This is a genomic window from Paenibacillus sp. VCA1, assembly GCF_031583795.1.
In the GTDB taxonomy this organism is placed as follows: Bacteria; Bacillota; Bacilli; order Paenibacillales; family Paenibacillaceae; genus Paenibacillus_AQ; species Paenibacillus_AQ albilobatus.
Genome location: NZ_JAVLSX010000003.1, coordinates 472,008 through 493,653, shown reverse-complemented (window position 1 = coordinate 493,653; position 21,646 = coordinate 472,008). Strand labels below are relative to the sequence as shown.

Below are 21,646 nucleotides of genomic sequence, written 5' to 3'. Positions count from 1 at the left end.
GATTACATACCTATATGGGTATAAAGGAAAGGCGGCAGAAACGGAATTTAGGTGCTTGATAACGAAGGGGAGAGGATCTCATGGGGCTGTTTCAAGATGATTTTTATTCTACCAAAGTGACGAAACGCAGACGTGTATTCGGACGTATTCGCAAGACACGGAGCAATTGGCCGAGATCCAGGCGCAGCCGCGGGCTGTCCACGCTTCAGATCGCGACGATCAGTTCGGTTATCAGTGCGTTCGTGGCTGTGCTGCTGTTCAGCATGATCACGGGTTTGCCTGCCTCCGGCAAGGCGCCGCATGTGGTTGCCGCCCTGAATTCCAAACAGGTGGACAGCTCCGCCGATCCCTACGAAAGACTGGTGCAGGCTGCAGCCAAAGTGCGGCCTACCGTCGTGAGCATCGTGAATTACAAGGACGGGAAGAAGGATAAAAGTCTGGAAGAGTCGGCCTTGGGATCAGGCGTCATTTTTAAAAAAGACAAAGGGCAGGCTTTTATCATAACGAACAACCACGTCATTGAAGGCGCGCAGGAGCTCGAAGCGGTGACGGTTAATGGCGAAATGAAAAAAGCGAAGCTTGTCGGCGCCGATAAAGTAAATGATATCGCGGTGCTTTCCGTAGACGGCAAAAACATCGGCGAAGTGGCCGAAATGGGCGATTCCGGGAAGCTGCGGCTCGGAGAAACGGTGCTGGCCATCGGCAATCCGCTGGGGCTCGGCGATACGTTGACCTCCGGTATTGTGAGCTACACGAACCGCATCGTGCCGGTTTCGCTGAACCAGGACGGCGTATACGACTGGGAGCAGGAGGTTATCCAGACCGACGCGGCCATTAACGAGGGCAATAGCGGCGGAGCATTGGTCGATTTGAACGGAAAAGTGATCGGGATCAACACGATGAAAATCGCCGATACCGGGGTCGAGGGACTGGGTTTTGCCATTCCGGCGGACCAGGTGATGAAAACGGTCGACGAGCTCATGACGCACGGGAAGATCGCCCGTCCGTATATCGGCATTTATTCGATGGATTTGAATAACTCGTTTGCGCCTTTGGACGATGACCAGCTTAAAGAGCTGAAGCTGCCAAGCGACGTCAAAGACGGGGTCGTGGTGTTGGATGCAATCGGGCCCGCGCAGGAGGCCGGACTTCAGCTCAACGACGTGATCGTGAAATTCAACGATACGCCGATTCCGACGACGCTGGAAATGAAAAAGTTTCTGTACGACAAGGTCAAAATCGGCGATACCGTGAAGGTTACGTTCTACCGGGACGGCAAAGAACAAACCGCAAACGTCAAGCTGGCGGAGAAGCCGGATCAATAAACGATTTCGGAGAGAACATAAAGGGGGGCGGCGGGATAACAACCTAAGGCTGCCCCTCGGGACGATTGAGTCCCCCGCTAAAGCTTGGACATGGTATAATGGGAGAAAGTCTTGGGATAAACGAATGTGCCAATGGCCCCGAAAAGGGTTATCGTTTCGTCAAAACCAAGGCATGATCACAACCTTGTGTAGCGCTGGAAGGGATGCTTTCGATATGTACGTAGTATGCAAAGAACATTTGGAGCTTGCCATCGACATGTTCGTGGACGAATACGAGGATGCTCCAGACATCGTGGACTTGAAAGAAACGGAGTTTTCCGACTGGGACCCGCCGGTGCAATGCGCGCACTGCAAGCAGGCGGGAGAGTTTCTGGTGGTCTGACATAAGGGAAAAAGGTAAAAGGAGCGTGGAAGCACGCTCCTTTTTGCACGTTTAGCTTCATGAAATGAAAGCAGGCGGGGCCTGCCATAATAAATACATAACCCACGTGAAACGGATGGAGGAAATATTATGTTGATTCAAGTGATCGGCGTCGGCAAATTGAAGGAAAAGTATTTGGTGCAGGGCATCCAGGAATACGCCAAGCGGCTGACCCCGTACATCAAATTTCAAGTGATCGAGGTCGCGGACGAAAAAGCGCCGGACACCTTGAGCGAAGCGGAGGTGTCCATCGTGAAGGAACGCGAGGGCGAACGCATCCTCGCGCAGGTGAAGGAGAGCGCGCACGTGATCGCGCTCGCCATCGGCGGCCAGCTCTGGAGCTCGGAGGAGCTGGCCGCCGAACTCGACCGGCTCGGCACCTACGGGACGAGCCATGTCGTGTTCGTGATCGGAGGGAGCCACGGGCTCTCCGATCAGGTGCTGCGCCGCGCCCAGCAGCGCTTGAGCTTCGGGCGCATGACGCTGCCGCACCAGCTCATGCGCCTGGTGCTGGTGGAGCAGATTTATCGCGCGGTGAAGATTAATCGGGGGGAACCATACCACAAATAAGGGCAAGTTTTTTGCGGAATTCCTTGCGGGGCATGGATTTGTATGGACTCAGGAGCAGCTAGCAGAGGCTTCCTCGCTTCATTATAGTTACGTGGGGAACGAAATATTTCCTTAGAAACGCTTGAGAAGATGGTTACAGCCCTGCAAGTGTCGCCAATGGAATTGTTTCGAGATGAGCTTGAGGCTGCTGATGATGCTAAGGCTCATCGAAAGGCCATTGATGAACATATGCCCATGATAAGCAGCAGGAGTACAGAGGAGATTGAAATGATCTCGAAGATAAATCGGGATATTTTCACTGCTATTGATTCGAAGCGGTAGTTTCTATGTGAACTCGGTTAGGGGGAGAGGCATGAGTGGTGAGCAGATAAAAATCACTGATTACTGTGTTTTGTGGAAACAGGTAAGTGATGATAATGAGCATGACGAGATATATGCAATTGAAAAAATTGAGGTAAAGTCCACCGGGAATGAAGAGATTCGATTCGCATATTACAAGAAGTCCGATGACGGCAAAATTCGTTTTGTACCTAGACCGCTTGATCTCAGCGAGTCAGCTCTTCTGAAATTATTTAGAAAAGAGGGAATTACAGAGGTTTTTAGTACAAGTTTCTTGAATGAACTTAAAGACGTTTTAGATGAACTCTGTCGCAGAAGTAATACGTAAGCAGATTACATAGACATAACTGAGAAAACCACCAAAGCCATTTCCGGCTACTGGTGGTTTTGTTTTAAATGGATTCATTCAGGACGAGTGCTATTATACTTGCTCTGGATACTCCCTGACCACACGGAATCACCCTGCAAGGAGACTTCCGTGTTTCCGCTAATCCAACGATCATACAGATGGACCAACCCTCCTTGATAAGAGTCAATCAATTGCTCGGTTGACACATCATCGGTAACCTGATTAACAAAAAGCTTATCGAAGCGTCTCCGTAATTCTTCCCATTCCATTCGCCCATTCCTCCATATTGTCCAAGTTTGGATTCGAGTAAAGCATAAGAGAGGAACGGATTTAATTACAAACCTGACTCCGGTGTATGATTTGGAAGGGGCTATGAAAGAATTGCTCGATTACTCCCGCTCCTGTGGTTTTTGGCAGTAGTTCGGTAAGCTTTAACTTGGGGGCGAAAGGATTGCAAAAACTCAAGTTCGCTTTGAAGAAGCTCTGAATGCCGCCGCGTGGTACACTTAGGTACGAGTCTTGCTACTTAAATAGCGTCAAAAAGTTGGTTCTAACGTGAAACGGTACCTGTTCATTTTATTAAGCTAACGGGCAGGATAGCGTGGCAGAAACGCAGAATCAGTGAAGAAATAATAAAAAGGTGGCTTATTTAATGGGGAGGTTTATGCAATTACTTTTTCGGTACAATTGGCAAGTCCGTGATGAATGGTTTCAATTATTGAAGAGAATACCAGAGGAAGAATTAATAAAGGAACGTGCAGGTGGGATGGGCAGTATTTTACGAACACTTTTTCATATAGTTGATGTGGAACAGGCATGGATATTGCTTGCGCTTCAACAATTACCCGGATCCCATTTTAAGTTTGAAGACTACAATAACCTAGATGCAATTGAGAGATTATCCTATAGTTGCCGGGCTGAAGTTGAGGTGTTTGTAAACAATTGGTCTAATGAATTGGAAGAAAACATTCTAGACGATTTTACATTTGGGGAAATAATGAGACATGTTATTGCTCATGAGATACATCACATTGGTCAATTATCAGTTTGGATTAGAGAATTAGGATTTGATCCAGTGTCTGCTAATGTGATAGGACGTGAACTTCACTCCAGTGGAAAACATTAGAGGGTTATTACGCTATCGGGAAATGATAGTTGAATAAACGACCAAGACTAACCTGCCGGCGCTGATCGGTAGCTTCATTAAGCTAACGGGCAGATTAGTAGAATAAAAGTATCTGTTGGTTTACAGTATAAGTTTAATTTTTACAATTTAACAATATTAATTTTGGAACTTAATTCCTAAATATCCGTATTAAACTCTATAATATACAGAAAATAGTACATAATAAGGATGGGATTACTTTGGTTAGGAAACAAAATGCTGTACCAATTCTGAAAAGATATTGGGTATCTTCTATTGGTGTATTTTTATTGTCACAAATATTCTTCATTTCATCTGAAGCAACAGGATGGATACTTAATTATAGAGATACTGATGGAACAATATTCGGAAGGATTCTTAACACTTCTATTTTCACTGAATGGTTTAATTTCTATGAAACACCCCAATATAATTTACTCACTGTCTTTTTTGGTATCTTTTTTCTTGTTCCTGGTATAATAAGTGTGATTAAAAAGATCTTTTCTCGCTAAGTTTAAGAATCATCCTCTCACCTCTAGGAAAACGAAAATCAATTGCTGATTTGTGCTTGTAATAATCATTAGGCATCCAAGTGGTTTAACAGAATTATCCGAAGCATGTACATAACTGAAAAAATGTTATTAAGCTAACGGGAAACGATAGTTGAACCATCCACAATCAGACCGCCGATTAATTAGGCGGTCTTAGTGCATACTATGAGGTCTTAATGAGACAAAGAAAGTTGATAATAACATGCAGAGACGAATTTTTCGCCGATAGCTCCGTTAAGCTGAGCCGTATCATAAATAACGGCAATTTTTTTCCGGAAGGTGCTTAAACGGATTAGGCTTTCTAGGTGTGACTACGCAGATCGCAGGAGATTGCGGTCATTCACGTTCAAGTTCATTCGGATGCTTGCTCCCAAAAAGCGCCTACATTATCCGTTACAACCTCGATAACCTCTTCCACCATAGACTCCAGCGTGCGGGCTTGAATCTCCCTGCTCCACTGCAGGGCCGACCCGAATATGCCCCAACTGACCACAAGAGCCGTAGCTTCCAGCTTTTCTTGCGGGCCGCTCTGTTTAGGCCCCGATTTTAACCATCGGAGCAGAAGACGATACAATTCCTTTTGCATGGCGTTCTCCAGCAGCGGCTCAAATTGCTTGTCTCCCGGCGTGAGGTACTGTCGAAATCGTATTAGAAATTGAAAGACGGTCTGAACAAGGATATATAGATTGTCCGGACTGAAGGCAGCATCATCCGGCAGTCTTTTTTTGAGAATGAGCTGAAACTTCTCCGTCATCCAATAAGCAAGAAAAGCGAATTTGTCTTCAAAATGGGCATAGAAAGTTGCGCGGTTGACGGCCGCTCGATTCGCAATGTCATGAACAGAAATGGAATAGAGGTTTTTCTTTGCGTCGAGCAGATCGTTAAAGGCTTGTATAAACAATTGGCGGGTTCTCTTTACCCGGGGGTCGCTGGGATTTACCGGCATGCTAAACCACCTTTTCTTCGGATTTCAAAAACAAACAAAACTGTGATTGTGTCGGGAACGCAACGAAACCGGCCTTTTGCTGGTTGTTGACCGGGCTCCAACCCTTTATCTTTTGGTTATGCGATATATGGTTACACAAAATCGTATCGTAAGCAAATTTTTTACAGAAGGGGAAGAGTGAGATAACATGCTTATTGTTACTGGAGCGAATGGAAAGTTAGGCAGGGGCGTGGTCGAGCAACTGCTTAAACGCATCCCGGCTGAGCAGATTGGTGTCAGTGTTCGGGATGTGAGCCAGGCGCAGGATTTAAAGGAGCGCGGCGTGCGTGTTCGTCATGGCGATTTCGCTAACGCGGAGAGCTTGCTGAATGCTTTTGAAGACGCGTCGCAGGTTCTCCTTGTTTCAACGGGTATTTTGGGAGATGCGGGGATCCGTCAGCACCAAACCGCGATTGACGCAGCAAAGAAATCTGGCGCCACCCGGGTGCTGTACACGAGTCATATGGGTTCTTCTTCGACGTCGTATTTTCCGCCTATGGTTCACCATGCAGCGACAGAGGATGTGCTTAAAGAGTCGGGTATGCGCCATACGTCTCTTCGCAACGGTTTTTACGCCTCCTCATTGGTTGGATTAATAGGCGACGCCGTCAAAACGGGCGAGTTGATTGTTCCCGAGGACGGTCCGATTTCCTGGACAACGCACTCGGATTTGGCCCAAGCTACTGCAATGATCTTAACCGAGAAGAACTGGGATGGTCCATCTCCGAATCTTACGGCCTCTGAAGCGATTGACATGGAAGGGGTTGCTGCGATGGTATCGGATATTGTCGGTCGGCCTATCTATCGAAAGGTCGTCACTGACGAAGAATATCGGGCGTATCTGACTGCCCAAGGTTTTCCGGAAGTGCGCATTGCAATCACCTTGGGTTTATTCCGTGCCAGCCGTAACGGGGACTTCGCGCAAACGAGTAACGCTTTAGCTGACCTGATCGGGCGACCTCCGGTGACGCTAAGAGACTTTTTAAAAGAGTCTTTGCCTCAATAGACGCGCTGTGAATGTGTGAATGCTGTTTCCGGTTTATTCGTGTAAAAACTCCCGCATCCGGCCCTCCGTTATTCGGCACTGTAACGACACTCGCCGCGTCTACATTGGCCAGATCGGCTCATCCTCGTCAAGCTGAAGCGCTTTGCTGATACTTAGCAGCACTTCCGGCGAAGGATTCACCTCCTTGCCTTGTTCCAGCCAGGTATAGTAAGTCACGCTTATATGGGCAAGAACCTCTATTTGCTCATATGGAAGATATATATCGCGATGAACCAAATGGACCAAAATCACTTCATACACGATTATTATCATCTCTGTCAAGTGTCCGTTACCACAAAAGAGAACCATAACCGAGGCTGTTAGTCTTGCTAATAGTGTAAACATGATGTGGTTAACCTCCTCCTATCGACGGTACGATTAAGATAATTTACATCAGAGCAGTGCTATCGATAGGAGGTTTTGTATCTTGAACAAGTATGCATATCGAAACAAGCTGGCTGTAGTCACCGGTGCTTCATCAGGAATCGGGAAAGCGTATGCCAAAGAACTGGCGGCACGAGGCTGTCACGTCGTTCTGGCGGCGCGCTCCAAGGACAAACTGGATGCAATGGCGGGGGAAATCAACCGCCAGTACGGGGTGCAGGCTTATGCAATGGCTTGCGATTTGTCCCAAGCGAATGCCCCTCGTCAACTGGCCGAACAAATATCCGAACTGGGCTTATCGGTCGATATTCTCATCAACAACGCAGGCGTTGGCACTTATGGCCGTTTCGAGGAAATAGACCCGGAGCGCGAGCAGGAAGAGATTATGCTGAACACGGCTGCGTTAGTCGATCTTACGCATCGGTTGCTGCCTGATATGCTGAGGCGAGAGGACGGAGTCATCGTTAACGTGGCTTCGATGGCCGCGTTCATGCCTTGTGCTTATTCTACAGTATACGGGGCTACCAAAGCATTTGTATTGTCCTTCTCTGAGGCGCTATGGGCAGAAACGCGTGGGCGAGGCGTTCGCGTGCTTGCACTGTGCCCGGGTGCAACTGAGACGGGTTTTTTCGATGCGGTCGGCAGCGAGGATATGGGAGCGGGTCAAAAGCTCTCGACCCCGGAGAAGGTTGTACAGGCCGGATTTCGCGGAATCGACCAGGGACGCAGCTACATCATCGATGGCCGTAACAACTACCTTATGGCTCAAATGATCCGATTTTTTAGCAGGCGCAGGGTAGCCTTGATCATGGAACGCATGTCAAAGCCCAAAAGGCATTTATAGTTAGTTTAAAAGGGCCATCCCGCAAAGGATGGCCCTAAAACTTGCCGTTACAGACAGCGCGGTGTACCGTATCATAAGTGACGGCGAAATTATAGGAGGATGCATAATCGTATGGATATATCAAACTGGCATTCGATGCAAGCGGAATCAAGCGATAAGCCAATGCTTGAAGCTGAAACAGCCCGATTAGCTCGTCTTATCCAATCCCACACTCCGCATGATGGGATCTTTGTTCAGCCCATTCCCGGCTTGAGACTGGGTCGCTTCTCATCAACGGGGACGGATTTAAAAACATTCTATACGCCATCATTCGGTATCGTGGCGCAAGGGACGATCTCGTTCACCGTCGGGGAGGAGGTCTATACGTCCAGCAAACCGCGTATATTCATGGTCCCTGTTGCGCTTCCCATCACCGTACAAATCATGCAAGCTAGTCCTTCCAAACCGTATCTTACAGCCAGCTTGGCTCTCGAACCGCAAAGAATCTCCGAGCTGGCAGCCAGAATGTTCCCTCATGGTCTGCCGCCCATTCAGCGGCGAAGTGCGGGTTACGGAGTTGATGCCGACCCGGAATTTGTCGGCACGATGACGAGACTGGTGAATTGTCTGCAAAACCCCGGCGATTCGGAATGGATCGCCCCACTCGTGATAGAGGAGCTTTTGATCCGACTGCTGCGTAGTCCCATCGGGGTTTACGTGGCGGAGATGGGCTTTGCTGACTCGGGGGTGCAGCGTGTGGCAAAGGCCATAGCATGGATGCGTGACAATTTTGCTCAGACGGTAAAGGTTGAAGAATTGGCCAGACTGGCCCATATGAGTGTGTCTACTTTTCGTGAGCATTTCAAGGCAGTTACGGCTATGAGCCCATTGCAATTTCAAAAAACGTTGCGCCTTCAGGAAGCGAAGCGTTTGATGTTATCAGGCCAGATAGATGCGGTCACAGCCAGTCGTTTAGTTGGGTACGTGAGTGATTCTCAGTTTAGTCGGGATTATAGCCGCTTTTTTGGTAATCCGCCTGGCAGAGACATCGCTCGCATCCGTCAACAAGTTCAATTTAAGGAATAATCCGTACGTAATGACCAAATCGTGATCGTGTAGCTTGCTGGGTTTTATTGTTCACATCCGGTGAATCCGACAATAAGTGGCGCGGAATAGGCAATCTTAAAGATGTTTGGCGTTCTATAATGAGTCTATTACCTTTTGAAGGAGGGCTTTATTTTGCGAGTTTTTGTTACAGGAGCGACAGGCTTTATTGGAAGTGCAGTAGTCCACGAACTCCTTACAGCCGGACATCAGGTCATCGGCCTCGCCCGTTCGGACAAGTCGGCTGCAGCGTTGAAGGCTGCAGGAGCCAGTGTGCATCGAGGCTCTCTCGACGATCTCGACAGTCTGCAAGAGGGTGTCAGGGCTGCGGATGGCGTCATTCATCTAGCCTTCGGACATGATTTCTCCGATTATGCTGGTGCTGTAGAGACAGATCTGCGAGCCGTTGAGGCGATGGGGGCAGTGCTTGAGGGCACCGGTAAACCATTCGTGGGTACCTCTGGAACCATGATGCTCTCATTCGTTCTCCCGCAAGGGCAAGCTGGGACAGAGGATGATGTGTTGGTGGACTCCGTGCCCCGGGGCGCAGCAGAGAACGCGGCTATTGCGCTGGCTGAACGGGGAGTGCGATCATCGGTCATCCGTCTCGCACCTTCCGTTCACGGCGATACGATGGCCGGTTTCGTCTCGCTGCTCATCGCCGTTGCTCGTGAGAAAGGAGTCTCGGCCTATGTAGGCGAAGGCTCTAACCGATGGCCGGCGATACATCGACTCGATGCAGCACGGCTGTTCCGATTGGCGCTTGAATCCGCACCCGCGGGATCGCGACTCCACGGGGTCGGTGAAGAGGGGGTTAAGCTTCTTGATATCGCGAACGTCATCGGTCGCCATTTGAATCTGCCGGTGGTTAGCATTTCCCGCGAAGAGGCAGATACTCATTTCGGTTTCGTTGGGGCGGCTGCTTCGATCGATAACACAACATTAAACGAGCTGACACGAAAGCGCGTAGGGTGGGAACCTGTACACCTTGGTCTTATCGCGGATCTTGAACAGGGTCAATATTTTAACAACTAAAACCGTAGTGAACTTAAGACGACACCGGGCAAGAACAAAGGTGTCGTCTTATTTGTTAGTCGGTTATCCCAGTAAATGCGTTAACTAGCGGAATTTTTTACGAAGTTTTGTACATCACTCGTCTCGGGAAGAGTCCAGTCCTTGCAGAGCAATCAGCTAGCCGAATCGGCGAAGGAGCAAGTCATCCAAGCGATCGGGTCGGCAGGACCGATTGCAGGCAGCAAAGGTCTGGCGGGAATGGAGCATAGCAATTCTTGCAATTGGCGCCGTGCTTTGCCTTGTTCTGATTCGTAAGAAGGATTTGCGACACTAGCTTGCCAGAAAGATAAAACGAATCGGAAGGATCAATTCATCGCTATTGTCAACTTGAAGAACCCGGAATAAGGCTTAATCATAGTTCTTGGGATTGGTAAAAGGTTGGTAATTATGCGCCGCAGTAGATTTTTCGCCGATAGACCCGTTAAGCTGAACCGTATCATAAGTAAGGCGAAAAATCGGGGTGTTGAGCACGATGGAGGAATGTTGAGTAGCAAGTGATATAAAGGAATTTATTGCCTCTGAGACCTTGAGTTTTAGAGGTTTTAGTTTACGTTGCCTAGAAAATTGTCCACTATTTTCCATGGTGTGGTATGATGAAGATAATATATGGCTTTGGTAACAGGGCAAGAACGGAATATTCATGCATCATTGGGATACTTTTGTTATCAGAAATATTCGCAAATCAAAGGAGTGAGATTACTATGGCTATCAGAATTTCAGCAGTTGCTATTCAAATAAAAGAGGCTTTGTGCACTATATATTGATACAATAGTGATCTGAAGAGTTTTTTAATTTCTTGTGTTAACAGTAAAGAGATCATTTATGGTGTGAATTGAGATAACTATAAGCGACAAATTGTTTCAGATATTATCGATGAGTTAGCTTCTAACCAAGAGAAGTATCTAGGTGATATAAGAAGGTTACTATATGAGGTATCACAGATGGAGAACTTTCGTCATCTTGAGCAACTAGATGACGGAAAAAGAAAAGCAGAACGTGCAAGAGCGTCAGTAATCGAACTCAAAAGAATGATTGAAGACCATGATCAGAGGAAGAGAGAAGAAGAAATTCGGAAGAAGAGATTAGAAAATCATGAAAAAATCAGAAAAAGTCAAGCGGTTATTTCTCGCCTTGATGATATAAAGGATCGGTATTCTAAACTGATCACATCAAAGGAACATCATAGTAGTGGGTTTGAACTAGAAAAGGTTCTTTACGATATATTTGAACTATTTGACCTGGACCCAAAGGCATCATTTAGAAATATCGGAGAGCAGATTGATGGGGCATTTTCACTAGATGGAACTGACTATTTGTTTGAAGCAAAGTGGCAAAATAATGCTGTGAACGCATCGGATCTTGATTACTGGCGGTATTAGAAAATAGAATAGATTTTGTTTCATTAATTACAAGAAAGAAAAGACACGCTTCTCAAACGGGGAATATATACCTGTGTGTCAGTGATATTCTTAATGAATAACCTGGTAAAATCAATGAAGGCGAAGACTTACGATAATCATCTTTTCTCACGGTCATTTGTAGCCGCTTGGTTCAATCCAAACTTTGGGTGTATGAGCCTTGCTGTACCAGCATGTGGCGGCTGCTGAGGGAGATGATTAAATTAATCAGTGAAATAGTGTCAAAAGTGATGATGAGATTTTTTGGGGTTGCGGCGGTGGATTTTTCGTGCTAGACCCGTTAAACTGAGTCTTATCATAAATACGGTTGATAGGGTCTTGAAGGAATGGTTTTATAAACCTGTTTCTATTTTTAGTCTAATTTAAAAGTAACTTTCAGAATAAATGTGTTATTATTGACCCATGGCAATACTCAAATCAAAGATTCTTGAAAATCATTAGGGAGGAGAAACGTTGGATAGTCTGGAACAATTCTATAAAAAAAATTGCGAACTCATAGATGATAATTTAGTGTTATTGAAAACTGACTTTGAAAAGATACAAATAAATGTTAATGATAATACTTATTGTGAGTTTAGATACCTGCATTTAAAGAATTTAGTACGTTTCCTCAACCCTAAATTAAACTTAAATAGACAATCAACACCTCAAATATCAAATGATGAATTGGAGATGGAAGACTTAGACCAAGCTTTAGAAATGGTCGCCACAATGGAGGCCCCAGCAGAAAAAATAGATTATAAAAGCATGCAAGAAATGCTCCCATTGTATTTTCTTCCGTCACATATTGAGAGAGAAATTAAAAATATAACATGTGGAAATAAAAGAAGAAGAATTGATCATAGAATAAAGAAAATTCTACCAGAAACCTTTATAGAATCCTTAAACCTACAATTTGCTGAAAAACAAGATGAAGAAGTAATTATTAATTATGACTTAAGGGCGCATCATTCTATCTCATTTTTCAAATTCTATAAAAATGATGAGTATAATGAATGTGTGGATCCCGATGAAATAGAGAAAAAAGTGAACGAAGTAAAATATAAATTAAATCTAAAATTTGTTGAAAGTATGGAACACTATTTTGTAGGTAATATTGATATTGAGATTGGCCTTTTTGAAAGAGATGAACATGAACACAGTGATAACCCTTTGTATTATCATTTCAATTTGTGGAAACTGGATGGAAGAGACTTAGGGATGATAGTTAGAGATTTTTCGCTTTATCCCTTTAACAAGGAGGTAATAGAAAGTGAACATAGATAAGAAAGTTGAGAATATCTTTAGTAATATGAGTAATATAGAAATTTTAAATACATATAGCTGTCGAACTCTACTTGATATTAGTGAACCATTATTGTTTGTTTTAAATGTATTAAATCAATATTATTTAGCATATACTTTACAAAATAGAACTGCACTTTTGCGCAATGGTACTAAAGCAGATGTAGTTGAAGTGTTAATTGTCAATTCGACAGTTCCAAAAATAAAAATGCTACTTGAAGGACAAATGGATATAAGAGATGCTCTTTCAAGTGGTAATATGTATAGAATGGGTAAAGTCGGAAATAAAACATTTCCTAAAAAAGAAGTGCATAATGTTTCCGAAGTTGAAAGTAAAATACCTAAAATTGGTGTCCGATTTGATAATACATTACCTAATAAAATTAACGTAAAAAAAGCGTTACGGTTTATTGAATCAGAGGCAAAAGTGTATGCTTCTTTCGCTATCAGAGAAGAGAATATATATAGTGATGAAGTTATTCAAATAGAAGTAGAATCATTTGGTGATGCCAAAAATAATTTTCAAAAAGAAAACTATTTCAATGTTAAAAATATTGAGGATATTAGAATCGAGGTATAATATGCGATTCACTATTAAAAAAATTGTATATAACTTATTTGAATTCCGCCCACAAACTGAGAAGATTTCAGTCAGCATTACTGGGAAGTTTGGAGTGTCAACAGAAGATAATTGGAGTAGAGTTTTTTTTATTGAACTAAATCTAGAGGGTGAGGATAAAGATAGTGGGAATGAAACGCGCAATTTATTTGCTGAAGCAAGTTTAAATTATCAATTGGATAAAACTTTGTTCCCGGACCTTGATGAAAATCAAATAAATGAGGATGACAAATATTTCCTTGAGCTTTTAAATCGTTTAAATACTACTGTAAAAAGTATAACTTCTCAAGATGATACAAAAAGAACATTAAATATTGATAAAGTAATTGAGTCTTATAGTAAATAGGTATTATGGGGCTGTCAGTAATTATGTGTAAACTCATTTATAGAGAATCTCCTATGTGGGGAGAATCTAGCTTTATGGGAGTTCATGGACGATACGCTCGGGGGAGAAGAATGAGCGCTGTAGGAGCATTTGGCCCCTGTTTAGAAACGACCTGTCCATTTTGCGTGTGACAGTCTATGTCACGTATGATCTTCCAATGCCTCTTTTGCTACAAGCTGCGCAAACGTATCACCAAGGCCGATGGATTCGTAATACTCTAGCATCACAAATTCCAAATTCCATACGCCTAAATCACAGCATCATGCTGCTCCCCTGGGACGAACTCCAGAATAGCCGCTTTGATGGCCTGTTCACGTGCTACAGCAATTAACTTATAACTTACTCATATAAGTAATGACGTAAAAGGAGCTGTCGCAATCAGCTCCTTTAGCATTTTTCGCCAATAGACCCGTTAAGCTGAACCGTACCACAAGTAGGGCGAAATTATCATGCTAGATGTTATTTATATGAATTTTTGAAGCGGGAACAAATGTTCGCATCTTTCTTTTCTTTTGAGCAATTACTTTGTATGATAAAAGAGACGTGAATGAAAGAGGAGGAGTTGGATGTATCGACAGGTGGATGATTTTTTTTAAGGAATGGGCAGTGGCTGCGAAAAGGACATTGCAAGTATTACAAGCCGTAACAGATGACAAATTAGGACAAAGTATCTTGGAGGGGCATAGTACACTGGGGTTGTTAGGCTGGCATTTAACAGAAACAACAGGTTATTTTAGTCATTTAGCGGGTTTAACTGTACCAATGATTGGTCAAGATGAACCTGTTCCAGCGACAGCAGGAGAAATTGTAGCAGCTTACGCAAAAGCAGCAGAGGCGGTCAAGGAAGAGGCAGCCAAGCTATCCGATGAGGACCTGCTAACGGAAACAGGCATTGCGAGTCTTACAACAAAAGGCGCAGTATTACGTTTCTTAATTGACCACCAAACACATCACTGCGGCCAAATGATGGTGCTATTACGTCAAGCGGGCTTACCAGTACCGCCTGTGATGGGTTCAACAAAAGAAATGCAATAATGAATAAATCCTTTCCTTGGTAGTATCTCCTTAAGGTTAGAGATTTTAGCGGCTGATTGGTTGGTTTGAGTTGAGTTCGGGATTGCATAAGACCTGGCTAGCCAATAAAAATTACAAGAATCACCCTCAGCGTACGTGAAACAATTCACCTTCACGCCTTCGTTTTTATACTGTACTGAACTAGAGGTAGGTGCGAACATGATCCAATTAACAAACCGCCAGGCACGGCAATTTCTGTTGTTGAAGCATGGACTCTTGGGCGAATATAAATTTAGTGGGAAGCAGGGCGTTCTGGACTTCGTTCGGCAGGTCAGCTGCATTCAATACGACCCCATCGATGTTTGCGGGAAAAACGCCGAATTGGTGCTACAGTCACGAATCAAGGGATTCACCAAGGGAATGCTTGCCGAGTTGCTGTATGAGGATAGAAGCCTTGTCGATTATCCTGACAAGAACCTGGCTATTATCCCTGTCGAGGACTGGCCGTATTTTGAGCGATACAGGCAAGCCGCCAGGCAACACGCCGAATGCTATCCCGAAATGGAAGCGTTGACAGCGCAAGTACGGACTCATATCCAAAATCACGGTGCAGTAAGTTCGGATGATTTAAAATTGGATGGAGATTTCTCATGGCGATCGGCCATCCACTGGAGCGGTGGAAACAATTCATCCCGATCGGTGCTGGAACAGATGTATTCGACGGGTGAGTTGATTATCCATCATAAAAAAGGAACGCGTAAATACTACGATATAGCCAAGAAGTACATACAACCAAACCTGCTGAATGCATCAGAGCCGCTGGAGGATGAGCTTGAACATCATAAGTGGCGGGTACTGCGTCGAATCGGCTCAGTTGGCCTCTTATGGAATCGTGCGTCAGATGCATGGCTGAATATATGGGGGTTAAAAGCAGCACAGCGCAACGAGGTTTTTCGTCAGCTATTACACGAAGCTCGTATAGTTGCCGTTGCCGTGGAACAAATGAAGGATACGCTGTACTGCCGGGCGGAGGACTTGCCGCTTATTGAAGCCGTCCTGCAAAATCCGGAGCCGGAATTTCGCTGCGAGCTGATTGCCCCGCTGGACAATTTGATATGGGACAGAAAACTTATCAACGAATTGTTTGGCTTCGATTACATCTGGGAGATTTACACGCCTGCAATCAAACGAAAATTTGGCTATTATGTGCTACCTCTATTATATGGAGAGAGCTTTATTGGACGAGCCGAGATCATCGTGGAGCGAAAAACTGGAACTCTCGTTGTTAAAAACATCTGGTACGAGAACGGTGTGAAGCAAACAACGCAATTGCGAACAGCCTTGAACAGTTGTTTCCAAAAATTTGCGTTATTCAACGGATGTGAAACGATTTCGGCAGAGTATTTGAACTGATATTTACCCTTCGCGCAGGAACTTCCAGAGGGGTGGCTGACACCGCCTGCAATCACATGGATAAAACGTAAGAAACTCTCCATGTCTGGAGAGTTCTTTTAGTTCGTTTGCGGTCTGCTCAACTTAGTGAGCAGTGTCCTAAATCAAATATTCGCTGTTTAGCATACTCTTAATCCGCTGACTGCACCGCCGAATGCCGTGATGCCATGCTGGACAATACAAACGCGGCAACGATGGCGATGAGTACGCCGAGTATCGCGAACCAAGTAATGGATGCAAGAGAAACACGGTTAACGATCAGCCCGCCGATTCCTGCGCCGACAGCCATGGCAAGCTGCATCATGGAACTGTTCAAGCTCAGCATGACGCCCGAGGATTCAGGAACGAGCGAAACCAGGTTGAATTGCTGCGCCGGAGCGGATGACCAGGCTGCAAAAGACCAGAGGATCAAAATGGCGAATACGGCAATGACCGACTGTCCAACGAAGGATAGCAAAATCAACGAAATGACGTGAAGCACCATCCCTGAAACGAGCGTGAATATAATGCCACGTTTATCCGCGCTGTAGCCGCCGACTTTCGACCCAATCAAGCTAGCAATGCCGAATACGAGCAGGGCTGCGCTAATCAATGATTCATTTAAATGAGTGACCTCTAGCAGAAAAGGGGAGATGTAGGTATAAGCGAGAGAATATCCTCCTAACCAGAAAAAAGTAATCGCCAATGCAACCAAAACTTGAGGTTTTTTTAACAAAGCTAATTGCTTGATCAAAGGAACAGGCTTGTCGCCTTGGATACGTGGAAAAACTGCAGCAATGACAAACATGGCGATGACCCCGACAATTGCGATGGCCAGAAATACAGCTTTCCAGCCAAAAGCCGAGGCTACCATTCGGCCGAGCGGGACGCCGATGATGAGCGATGCGGTTAAGCCCATGGTAACGTTGGCGATGGCGCTGGCCTGCTTGCCTGGCGGAGCGATTTTGGCGGCGATGCTGAGCGCGTTAACAGTAACCACCCCGGCGCCTAACGCCGTAATGATTCTCGCCGCAATGAAGAAACCAAAGCCGGACAATATAAATGTCAGCAGATTTGCAGCAATAAAGAGGCCCAGCGAATAAAGGAGGAGCTTACGCCGGTCCATTTTAGCCGTCAGCGCCATTAGAATAGGCGTGCCGATCGCATAGGCCAGGGAATAGACCGTAATGAGCTGGCCCGCTGCCGCAACGCTTGTTCCTAATGTCTCTGCGATCCGGTCCAAGATCCCGGAAATGACATAATTAGATGTTCCTACTAAAAAGCTGATCAAGACTAGAACGTAAACTTTCCATGTGCTCTTCATAATTCACACTCCTGATGTGGTTTTAATAATTATATTTTTGTCGATAACGAGAAACCGCCACGGCTGTATGTTAGCGGCTGAAGGAGCCAGCGTGGGCTTGCCGCAATGTTTCGGTCAATTCCTCCAGCAAAATCTTGATCTCGGATCATAGCTACGAACCGACCGGCGTTCTCGAATAATATCAAACAACAGTTGGTGCTCTCATTTGCTACGGTTGTGAAACCGACATGGTTCTCTCCTCCTTTTTTTTAAAAAGGCATTTATCGTTTTGTTCTAATGCAACATTAGTTGCTTGAACAACATTTGTTGCATTTGTATGTTATAATAACAACCGAATGGCAAGCAATCATCAATAACCATAAACCGTTGTATAGACAACACCATTTCTATAATGTCGTTTTACTGGGGAGATCTTAACCATGCCAATGAAAAAGAATGAAGCTGATCCTCGTGTGGTACGTACACGGCGACTCCTTCAAGACGCTTTTGCTTCATTGATTCAAGAAAAAGACTTTGAATCGATAACCGTTAGGGATATTGCAGAGCGAGCGACTGTTAACAGAGCGACTTTTTATGCGCACTTTGTAGATAAATTCGAAATGCTTGAGGCCAGACTGATGGAATCATTTATGACAATCATGAATCGTAGAATAAGCGGTCACGAAGTATTGAATGAAGAAACGATTCAGAGTATTTTTCTGGGGCTATGCGAATTTCACGGGGGTTTAAGCACGATCTGTAAAAGAAGAAATACATCGCTTGTACCTGTATTCGAAATTCAAATAAAGGAAAAAATTCAAACGATACTTCTTTCCTTTATAGACAAAGACAAGATGCTGTCGACTCCAAACTCGCAATTCTTAATAAATACAGCTTCTATCATGTTAAGTTGGGGGATGTATGGGGCAGCTTACGTTTGGAACAAGGAAGGGCGTCTAATAAGTGCGGAATCATTCGTTAAACAGTCTTTGCCCTTAGTGATGAACGGAGCCAAAGAACTGCTGGGATAGGTCCTTTCGCTATTGCTCTGCCCTGTAAAGTGAAATGGTATTAAGAGTTCGAACGGCATCGGATCTCCGCAATGCAAGGGATACATCAACTTTGCCCCGTCGTAGACAGCCAACGCCGGTTTCACCATGAAATCGGAGTTCATACATGTTCCGTCACTTCTTAAACTCACTCAAAATGCGAGTAATATGCATCGCATCAATGAGCTTGTTTTTCGAAGTACGGCATCCAGCAGAGCTGCGGTGCAATCACGCGACCTTTTGCTGGTTCTCGTACAGATCGCCGATAGCTACGTTAAGCTGAACCGTACCATAAGTAACGGCCAATTTTTTTGGGGAAATGGAACGGCATTAAGGAGTATGTTCTGAATTTGGTTGAGTATGGCAGGGCTTGGCTGCTTTAATCAAGTAATTCTTTACCGATCGTTCTCAATATGTTAAATTGAATACGGGAGGGAAAGGGAATGGCAAGAAGCAAGGAATTTGATGAGAATGCGGTATTGGATAAAGCGATGAGGCTCTTTTGGGAACAAGGCTACGAGAAGACATCCATGACCGATCTGGTCGAGTGCATGGGAATCCATCGGAGAAGCTTATATGACACGTTTGGCGACAAACATTCGTTGTTTCTGAAAGCGATGGACCGTTTTGGCCAGAAAATCAACGCCGCGCTTGCAGCTGGAGTTAAACGTTCCAAGACTGCAAAAGAAGCGCTTCAGTTTATCTTTAATTTCATGATCGATGGGCAAGATGACTCGCCTTCTGGCTGTTTCATGGTAAATTCAGCAGTGGAATTGGCCGCGCGCGATGCCGAGGTCGATTCGAAGTTCACGAAGATGTTTACAGTGGCAGAACAACAACTCAAGGAAATCATCCTTTGGGGGCAGCGGGACGGTGAATTCGCCACCGATTGCGATGCCGAAGAATTGGCGGAATACCTGCACAATGTATGGGTCGGTTTAAGGGTCATGGCAAGGACCTCGGTTGCCAAAGAAAAACTTCGCCGAATAGCCAATACATCGATAAAATTTTTAGAAGGATGAGCGAATTTTTTTTCATTGAATTAGAATGATCATTCTCAAATCAAAGCCCCTTCTCCCTAAAGCTATTTCTCTCACTTGCGGTCATGATTTATGCTTATTTTAGAATGATCGTTCTCAAAATGCGGATGGAATCATATAACCAAGGAGGAAGAAGTTTATGTCAATCAAGGTCGCGCTTGTAACAGGAGCAAATAAAGGGATCGGTTTCGAGGTTGCCAGACAACTTGGTCAGCAAGGGATAACGGTATTGATGGGCGCACGCACGAAAACAAATGCAGATGAGGCAGCAAGCAAGCTGCAAAAAGAAGGTATTCAAGCCATTGGTGTGCAACTGGAAGTTACAAATGCCAATCACATTTCAGAATTGGTGGACTTCATTAACAATGAGTACGGCCGATTGGATATTCTGGTGAATAATGCGGGAATTATGGTGGGAGCTCAGGGCTATGACGGCGATTTTTTACGGGATTCATTCGAAGTAAACACCTTCGCGCCATTTTTTATCACAGAAGCATTGCTACCCCTGCTGCTCAAAAGTGATGCAGGAAGAATCGTAAACCAAAGCAGCGCTTCAGGGTCCATCGGATTCATGGGAACGAATGAACAAGTGCAGAAATTGGCTGCACCGGCATACTCTGCTTCCAAAGCCGCTCTGAACATGCTGACCGCCTATTGGGCGCAAAAGTGGAAGGATACGAACGTAAAAATAAACGCAGCGCATCCTGGCCTGGTCAGAACGCAAATGGGCGGAGAAAACGCGGAACTGTCGGCGGAAGAGGGAGCGAAAACAGCGGTTCGATTAGCTACCTTGCCTAAGGACGGTCCGACGGGCGGATTTTTCTATATGGACGATAAGCTTCCATGGTAACAAGGGCTAAGACGAACGGTAAATGTAACAGAACTAGCGATGAAAGGATGGAAAAACGATGCCAAACCAAAAGATGATGAGAGCCATTGGATACTATAAACCTGAGGAAGGGGTACCCCCGTTTGAGGAGGTGGAAGTGGAGAGACCAAAAGCGTCAGGGAGGGATCTGCTCGTCGAAGTGAGGGCGGTGTCTGTCAATCCAACGGATTGGCGGTCGCACATGGCAAAAAAACCCGATGATCCTTCGCTAACAATACCAGGTCGGGACGTAGCTGGCGTAGTGGTGGAAACGGGACCGGAATGCCGCCTATTCAAGGTTGGCGATGAAGTGTATTATGCTGGCAGCAACATTCGCCCAGGCGGGTTCAGCGAGTTTCACCTGGTCGATGAACGAATCGTCGGCACAAAACCGCAAAGTCTCGATTACGCAGAGGCGGCTGCGCTGCCGTTAACAACGATTACGGCGTGGGAAGCTATTTATGACCGCTTGGGAATATCCAAGAATCCATCGGATAATGAGGGTAAAAGTATTTTGATTATCGGGGCCGCGGGTGGCGTCGGATCGATCGCTACTCAATTAGCCAAGCTTGCCGGACTTCAGGTCATCGCCACAGCCTCGCGTCCCGAATCCATTGCATGGACCAAGGAAAACGGCGCCGATCATGTCATCGATCATCGTCAACCGTTTGAACCTCAACTAAAGGAGCTTGGCCTGCATGGCGTGAAGTATATTTTTGTATTAAATAGTCCGGATCAGCATTTGAACGAGATAAAGAAAGTGATTTTGCCGCAAGGAAAAGTCTGCTCGATCCTGCCGTTCGAACAGCCGGTTAATCTTGAAGCTTTCTTTGCAAAAAGCGTGACATTGGTTTGGGAACTGATGTTCACTCGTTCGATGTTTCAGACGGATGATATGATCGAGCAGCATCGGTTGCTGAATGAGGTGTCTCATTTGGTGGATGCGGGGAAAATACGGACAACATTAAAAGAGCGTTTGACGCCCATGAATCCGGATAACATGAAGGAAGCATTTCGCAAGAGTTTGTCAGGCAGCATGCTCGGCAAAATCGTTTTGGAAGGATTTGAAGAATAACATCCCATCTTATTCAACGGAAAAAAGCAATAATGACCTCAATTTT

Annotated in this window: 22 protein-coding genes and 2 pseudogenes; 20 read left to right on the top strand and 4 right to left on the bottom strand. The window is 45.3% G+C overall.

The window, feature by feature from the left end; all coding sequences use genetic code 11:
* The first annotated feature begins 80 nt into the window (after positions 1-80).
* The 6 genes from RJP21_RS08800 to RJP21_RS08775 all read left to right on the top strand — a co-directional run bounded on the left by RJP21_RS08800 (position 81) and on the right by RJP21_RS08775 (position 4,660).
* Positions 81-1,325, top strand: a complete 1,245-nt coding sequence (locus tag RJP21_RS08800; RefSeq protein ID WP_310858957.1) for a S1C family serine protease — start codon at positions 81-83, stop codon at positions 1,323-1,325.
* Positions 1,326-1,539: 214 nt separating this feature from the next.
* Positions 1,540-1,707, top strand: coding sequence for a CxxH/CxxC protein (locus RJP21_RS08795; protein ID WP_160043025.1), 168 nt, complete (start codon positions 1,540-1,542; stop codon positions 1,705-1,707).
* A 129-nt stretch (positions 1,708-1,836) separates the two neighbouring features.
* A complete protein-coding gene (gene rlmH / locus RJP21_RS08790) occupies positions 1,837-2,316 on the top strand; it encodes a 23S rRNA (pseudouridine(1915)-N(3))-methyltransferase RlmH (RefSeq protein WP_160043024.1) in 480 nt (159 codons plus the stop codon).
* 352 nt (positions 2,317-2,668) lie between these two features.
* Entirely contained in the window at positions 2,669-2,983 is a 315-nt protein-coding gene (locus tag RJP21_RS08785; RefSeq protein WP_310858956.1) for a hypothetical protein, read from the top strand.
* 685 nt (positions 2,984-3,668) lie between these two features.
* Complete coding sequence (locus RJP21_RS08780) at positions 3,669-4,130, top strand: DinB family protein (protein WP_310859011.1); 462 nt, start codon at positions 3,669-3,671, stop codon at positions 4,128-4,130.
* A gap of 239 nt (positions 4,131-4,369) precedes the next feature.
* Entirely contained in the window at positions 4,370-4,660 is a 291-nt protein-coding gene (locus tag RJP21_RS08775) for a YfzA family protein (protein ID WP_310858955.1), read from the top strand.
* A 391-nt stretch (positions 4,661-5,051) separates the two neighbouring features.
* On the opposite strand, the gene RJP21_RS08770 is transcribed toward RJP21_RS08775, so the two are convergent.
* Positions 5,052-5,645, bottom strand: a complete 594-nt coding sequence (locus RJP21_RS08770; protein WP_310858954.1) for a TetR/AcrR family transcriptional regulator — start codon at positions 5,643-5,645, stop codon at positions 5,052-5,054.
* 187 nt (positions 5,646-5,832) lie between these two features.
* Between RJP21_RS08770 and RJP21_RS08765 the strand changes: the two genes are divergently transcribed.
* Entirely contained in the window at positions 5,833-6,690 is an 858-nt protein-coding gene (locus tag RJP21_RS08765) for an SDR family oxidoreductase (protein WP_310858953.1), read from the top strand.
* Between the two features lie 99 nt (positions 6,691-6,789).
* Here the strand turns inward: RJP21_RS08765 and RJP21_RS08760 are convergent, their stop codons facing one another.
* On the bottom strand, positions 6,790-7,074 hold the full coding sequence (locus tag RJP21_RS08760; RefSeq protein ID WP_310858952.1) for a helix-turn-helix domain-containing protein: 285 nt from the start codon (positions 7,072-7,074) through the stop codon (positions 6,790-6,792).
* A gap of 82 nt (positions 7,075-7,156) precedes the next feature.
* On the opposite strand from RJP21_RS08760, the gene RJP21_RS08755 reads away from it, so the two are divergent.
* From RJP21_RS08755 to RJP21_RS08715, 9 genes and pseudogenes are all read left to right on the top strand, one after another.
* On the top strand, positions 7,157-7,957 hold the full coding sequence (locus RJP21_RS08755; protein WP_310858951.1) for an SDR family NAD(P)-dependent oxidoreductase: 801 nt from the start codon (positions 7,157-7,159) through the stop codon (positions 7,955-7,957).
* Positions 7,958-8,068: 111 nt separating this feature from the next.
* Positions 8,069-9,022: an AraC family transcriptional regulator gene (locus RJP21_RS08750; RefSeq protein WP_310858950.1), complete on the top strand. Its 954-nt coding sequence runs from the start codon at positions 8,069-8,071 to the stop codon at positions 9,020-9,022.
* Between the two features lie 153 nt (positions 9,023-9,175).
* Complete coding sequence (locus tag RJP21_RS08745; protein WP_310858949.1) at positions 9,176-10,075, top strand: SDR family oxidoreductase; 900 nt, start codon at positions 9,176-9,178, stop codon at positions 10,073-10,075.
* A 980-nt stretch (positions 10,076-11,055) separates the two neighbouring features.
* Positions 11,056-11,493: a hypothetical protein gene (locus RJP21_RS08740; RefSeq protein WP_310858948.1), complete on the top strand. Its 438-nt coding sequence runs from the start codon at positions 11,056-11,058 to the stop codon at positions 11,491-11,493.
* A 492-nt stretch (positions 11,494-11,985) separates the two neighbouring features.
* Positions 11,986-12,798, top strand: a complete 813-nt coding sequence (locus tag RJP21_RS08735; protein ID WP_310858947.1) for a hypothetical protein — start codon at positions 11,986-11,988, stop codon at positions 12,796-12,798.
* Positions 12,785-13,396, top strand: coding sequence for a hypothetical protein (locus RJP21_RS08730; RefSeq protein ID WP_310858946.1), 612 nt, complete (start codon positions 12,785-12,787; stop codon positions 13,394-13,396). Before RJP21_RS08735 ends, RJP21_RS08730 begins: the two co-directional genes overlap by 14 nt.
* Positions 13,397-13,490: 94 nt before the next feature.
* On the top strand, positions 13,491-13,781 hold the full coding sequence (locus RJP21_RS08725) for a hypothetical protein (RefSeq protein WP_310858945.1): 291 nt from the start codon (positions 13,491-13,493) through the stop codon (positions 13,779-13,781).
* Positions 13,782-14,386: 605 nt separating this feature from the next.
* Positions 14,387-14,855: pseudogene (locus RJP21_RS08720) on the top strand (DinB family protein).
* Between the two features lie 198 nt (positions 14,856-15,053).
* Positions 15,054-16,247: a winged helix-turn-helix domain-containing protein gene (locus RJP21_RS08715; RefSeq protein WP_310858943.1), complete on the top strand. Its 1,194-nt coding sequence runs from the start codon at positions 15,054-15,056 to the stop codon at positions 16,245-16,247.
* Between the two features lie 169 nt (positions 16,248-16,416).
* On the opposite strand, the gene RJP21_RS08710 is transcribed toward RJP21_RS08715, so the two are convergent.
* On the bottom strand, positions 16,417-17,589 hold the full coding sequence (locus RJP21_RS08710) for an MFS transporter (protein ID WP_310858942.1): 1,173 nt from the start codon (positions 17,587-17,589) through the stop codon (positions 16,417-16,419).
* A gap of 39 nt (positions 17,590-17,628) precedes the next feature.
* Positions 17,629-17,781: pseudogene (locus tag RJP21_RS31255) on the bottom strand (nitroreductase family protein); the annotation flags it as partial.
* Positions 17,782-18,008: 227 nt separating this feature from the next.
* Between RJP21_RS31255 and RJP21_RS08700 the strand changes: the two are divergent.
* The 4 genes from RJP21_RS08700 (at position 18,009) to RJP21_RS08685 (ending at position 21,600) form a co-directional block, all read left to right on the top strand.
* Complete coding sequence (locus RJP21_RS08700; RefSeq protein ID WP_310858941.1) at positions 18,009-18,599, top strand: TetR/AcrR family transcriptional regulator; 591 nt, start codon at positions 18,009-18,011, stop codon at positions 18,597-18,599.
* A 461-nt stretch (positions 18,600-19,060) separates the two neighbouring features.
* On the top strand, positions 19,061-19,639 hold the full coding sequence (locus RJP21_RS08695; protein ID WP_310858940.1) for a TetR/AcrR family transcriptional regulator: 579 nt from the start codon (positions 19,061-19,063) through the stop codon (positions 19,637-19,639).
* 157 nt (positions 19,640-19,796) lie between these two features.
* Entirely contained in the window at positions 19,797-20,507 is a 711-nt protein-coding gene (locus tag RJP21_RS08690; RefSeq protein WP_310858939.1) for an SDR family oxidoreductase, read from the top strand.
* Positions 20,508-20,565: 58 nt separating this feature from the next.
* The gene (locus tag RJP21_RS08685) at positions 20,566-21,600 is read left to right on the top strand and encodes a zinc-binding alcohol dehydrogenase family protein (RefSeq protein ID WP_310858938.1); all 1,035 of its coding nucleotides are present in this window, start codon (positions 20,566-20,568) and stop codon (positions 21,598-21,600) included.
* Positions 21,601-21,646: the final 46 nt, after the last annotated feature.

Coding starts and splice junctions, on each gene's coding strand:
- RJP21_RS08800 (WP_310858957.1), top strand. CDS start 81: ATGGGGCTGTTTCAAGATGATTTTTATTCTACCAAAGTGACGAAACGC.
- RJP21_RS08795 (WP_160043025.1), top strand. CDS start 1,540: ATGTACGTAGTATGCAAAGAACATTTGGAGCTTGCCATCGACATGTTC.
- rlmH (WP_160043024.1), top strand. CDS start 1,837: ATGTTGATTCAAGTGATCGGCGTCGGCAAATTGAAGGAAAAGTATTTG.
- RJP21_RS08785 (WP_310858956.1), top strand. CDS start 2,669: ATGAGTGGTGAGCAGATAAAAATCACTGATTACTGTGTTTTGTGGAAA.
- RJP21_RS08780 (WP_310859011.1), top strand. CDS start 3,669: ATGCAATTACTTTTTCGGTACAATTGGCAAGTCCGTGATGAATGGTTT.
- RJP21_RS08770 (WP_310858954.1), bottom strand. CDS start 5,645: ATGCCGGTAAATCCCAGCGACCCCCGGGTAAAGAGAACCCGCCAATTG.
- RJP21_RS08765 (WP_310858953.1), top strand. CDS start 5,833: ATGCTTATTGTTACTGGAGCGAATGGAAAGTTAGGCAGGGGCGTGGTC.
- RJP21_RS08760 (WP_310858952.1), bottom strand. CDS start 7,074: ATGTTTACACTATTAGCAAGACTAACAGCCTCGGTTATGGTTCTCTTT.
- RJP21_RS08750 (WP_310858950.1), top strand. CDS start 8,069: ATGGATATATCAAACTGGCATTCGATGCAAGCGGAATCAAGCGATAAG.
- RJP21_RS08740 (WP_310858948.1), top strand. CDS start 11,056: ATGGAGAACTTTCGTCATCTTGAGCAACTAGATGACGGAAAAAGAAAA.
- RJP21_RS08715 (WP_310858943.1), top strand. CDS start 15,054: ATGATCCAATTAACAAACCGCCAGGCACGGCAATTTCTGTTGTTGAAG.
- RJP21_RS08710 (WP_310858942.1), bottom strand. CDS start 17,589: ATGAAGAGCACATGGAAAGTTTACGTTCTAGTCTTGATCAGCTTTTTA.
- RJP21_RS08700 (WP_310858941.1), top strand. CDS start 18,009: ATGCCAATGAAAAAGAATGAAGCTGATCCTCGTGTGGTACGTACACGG.
- RJP21_RS08695 (WP_310858940.1), top strand. CDS start 19,061: ATGGCAAGAAGCAAGGAATTTGATGAGAATGCGGTATTGGATAAAGCG.
- RJP21_RS08690 (WP_310858939.1), top strand. CDS start 19,797: ATGTCAATCAAGGTCGCGCTTGTAACAGGAGCAAATAAAGGGATCGGT.
- RJP21_RS08685 (WP_310858938.1), top strand. CDS start 20,566: ATGCCAAACCAAAAGATGATGAGAGCCATTGGATACTATAAACCTGAG.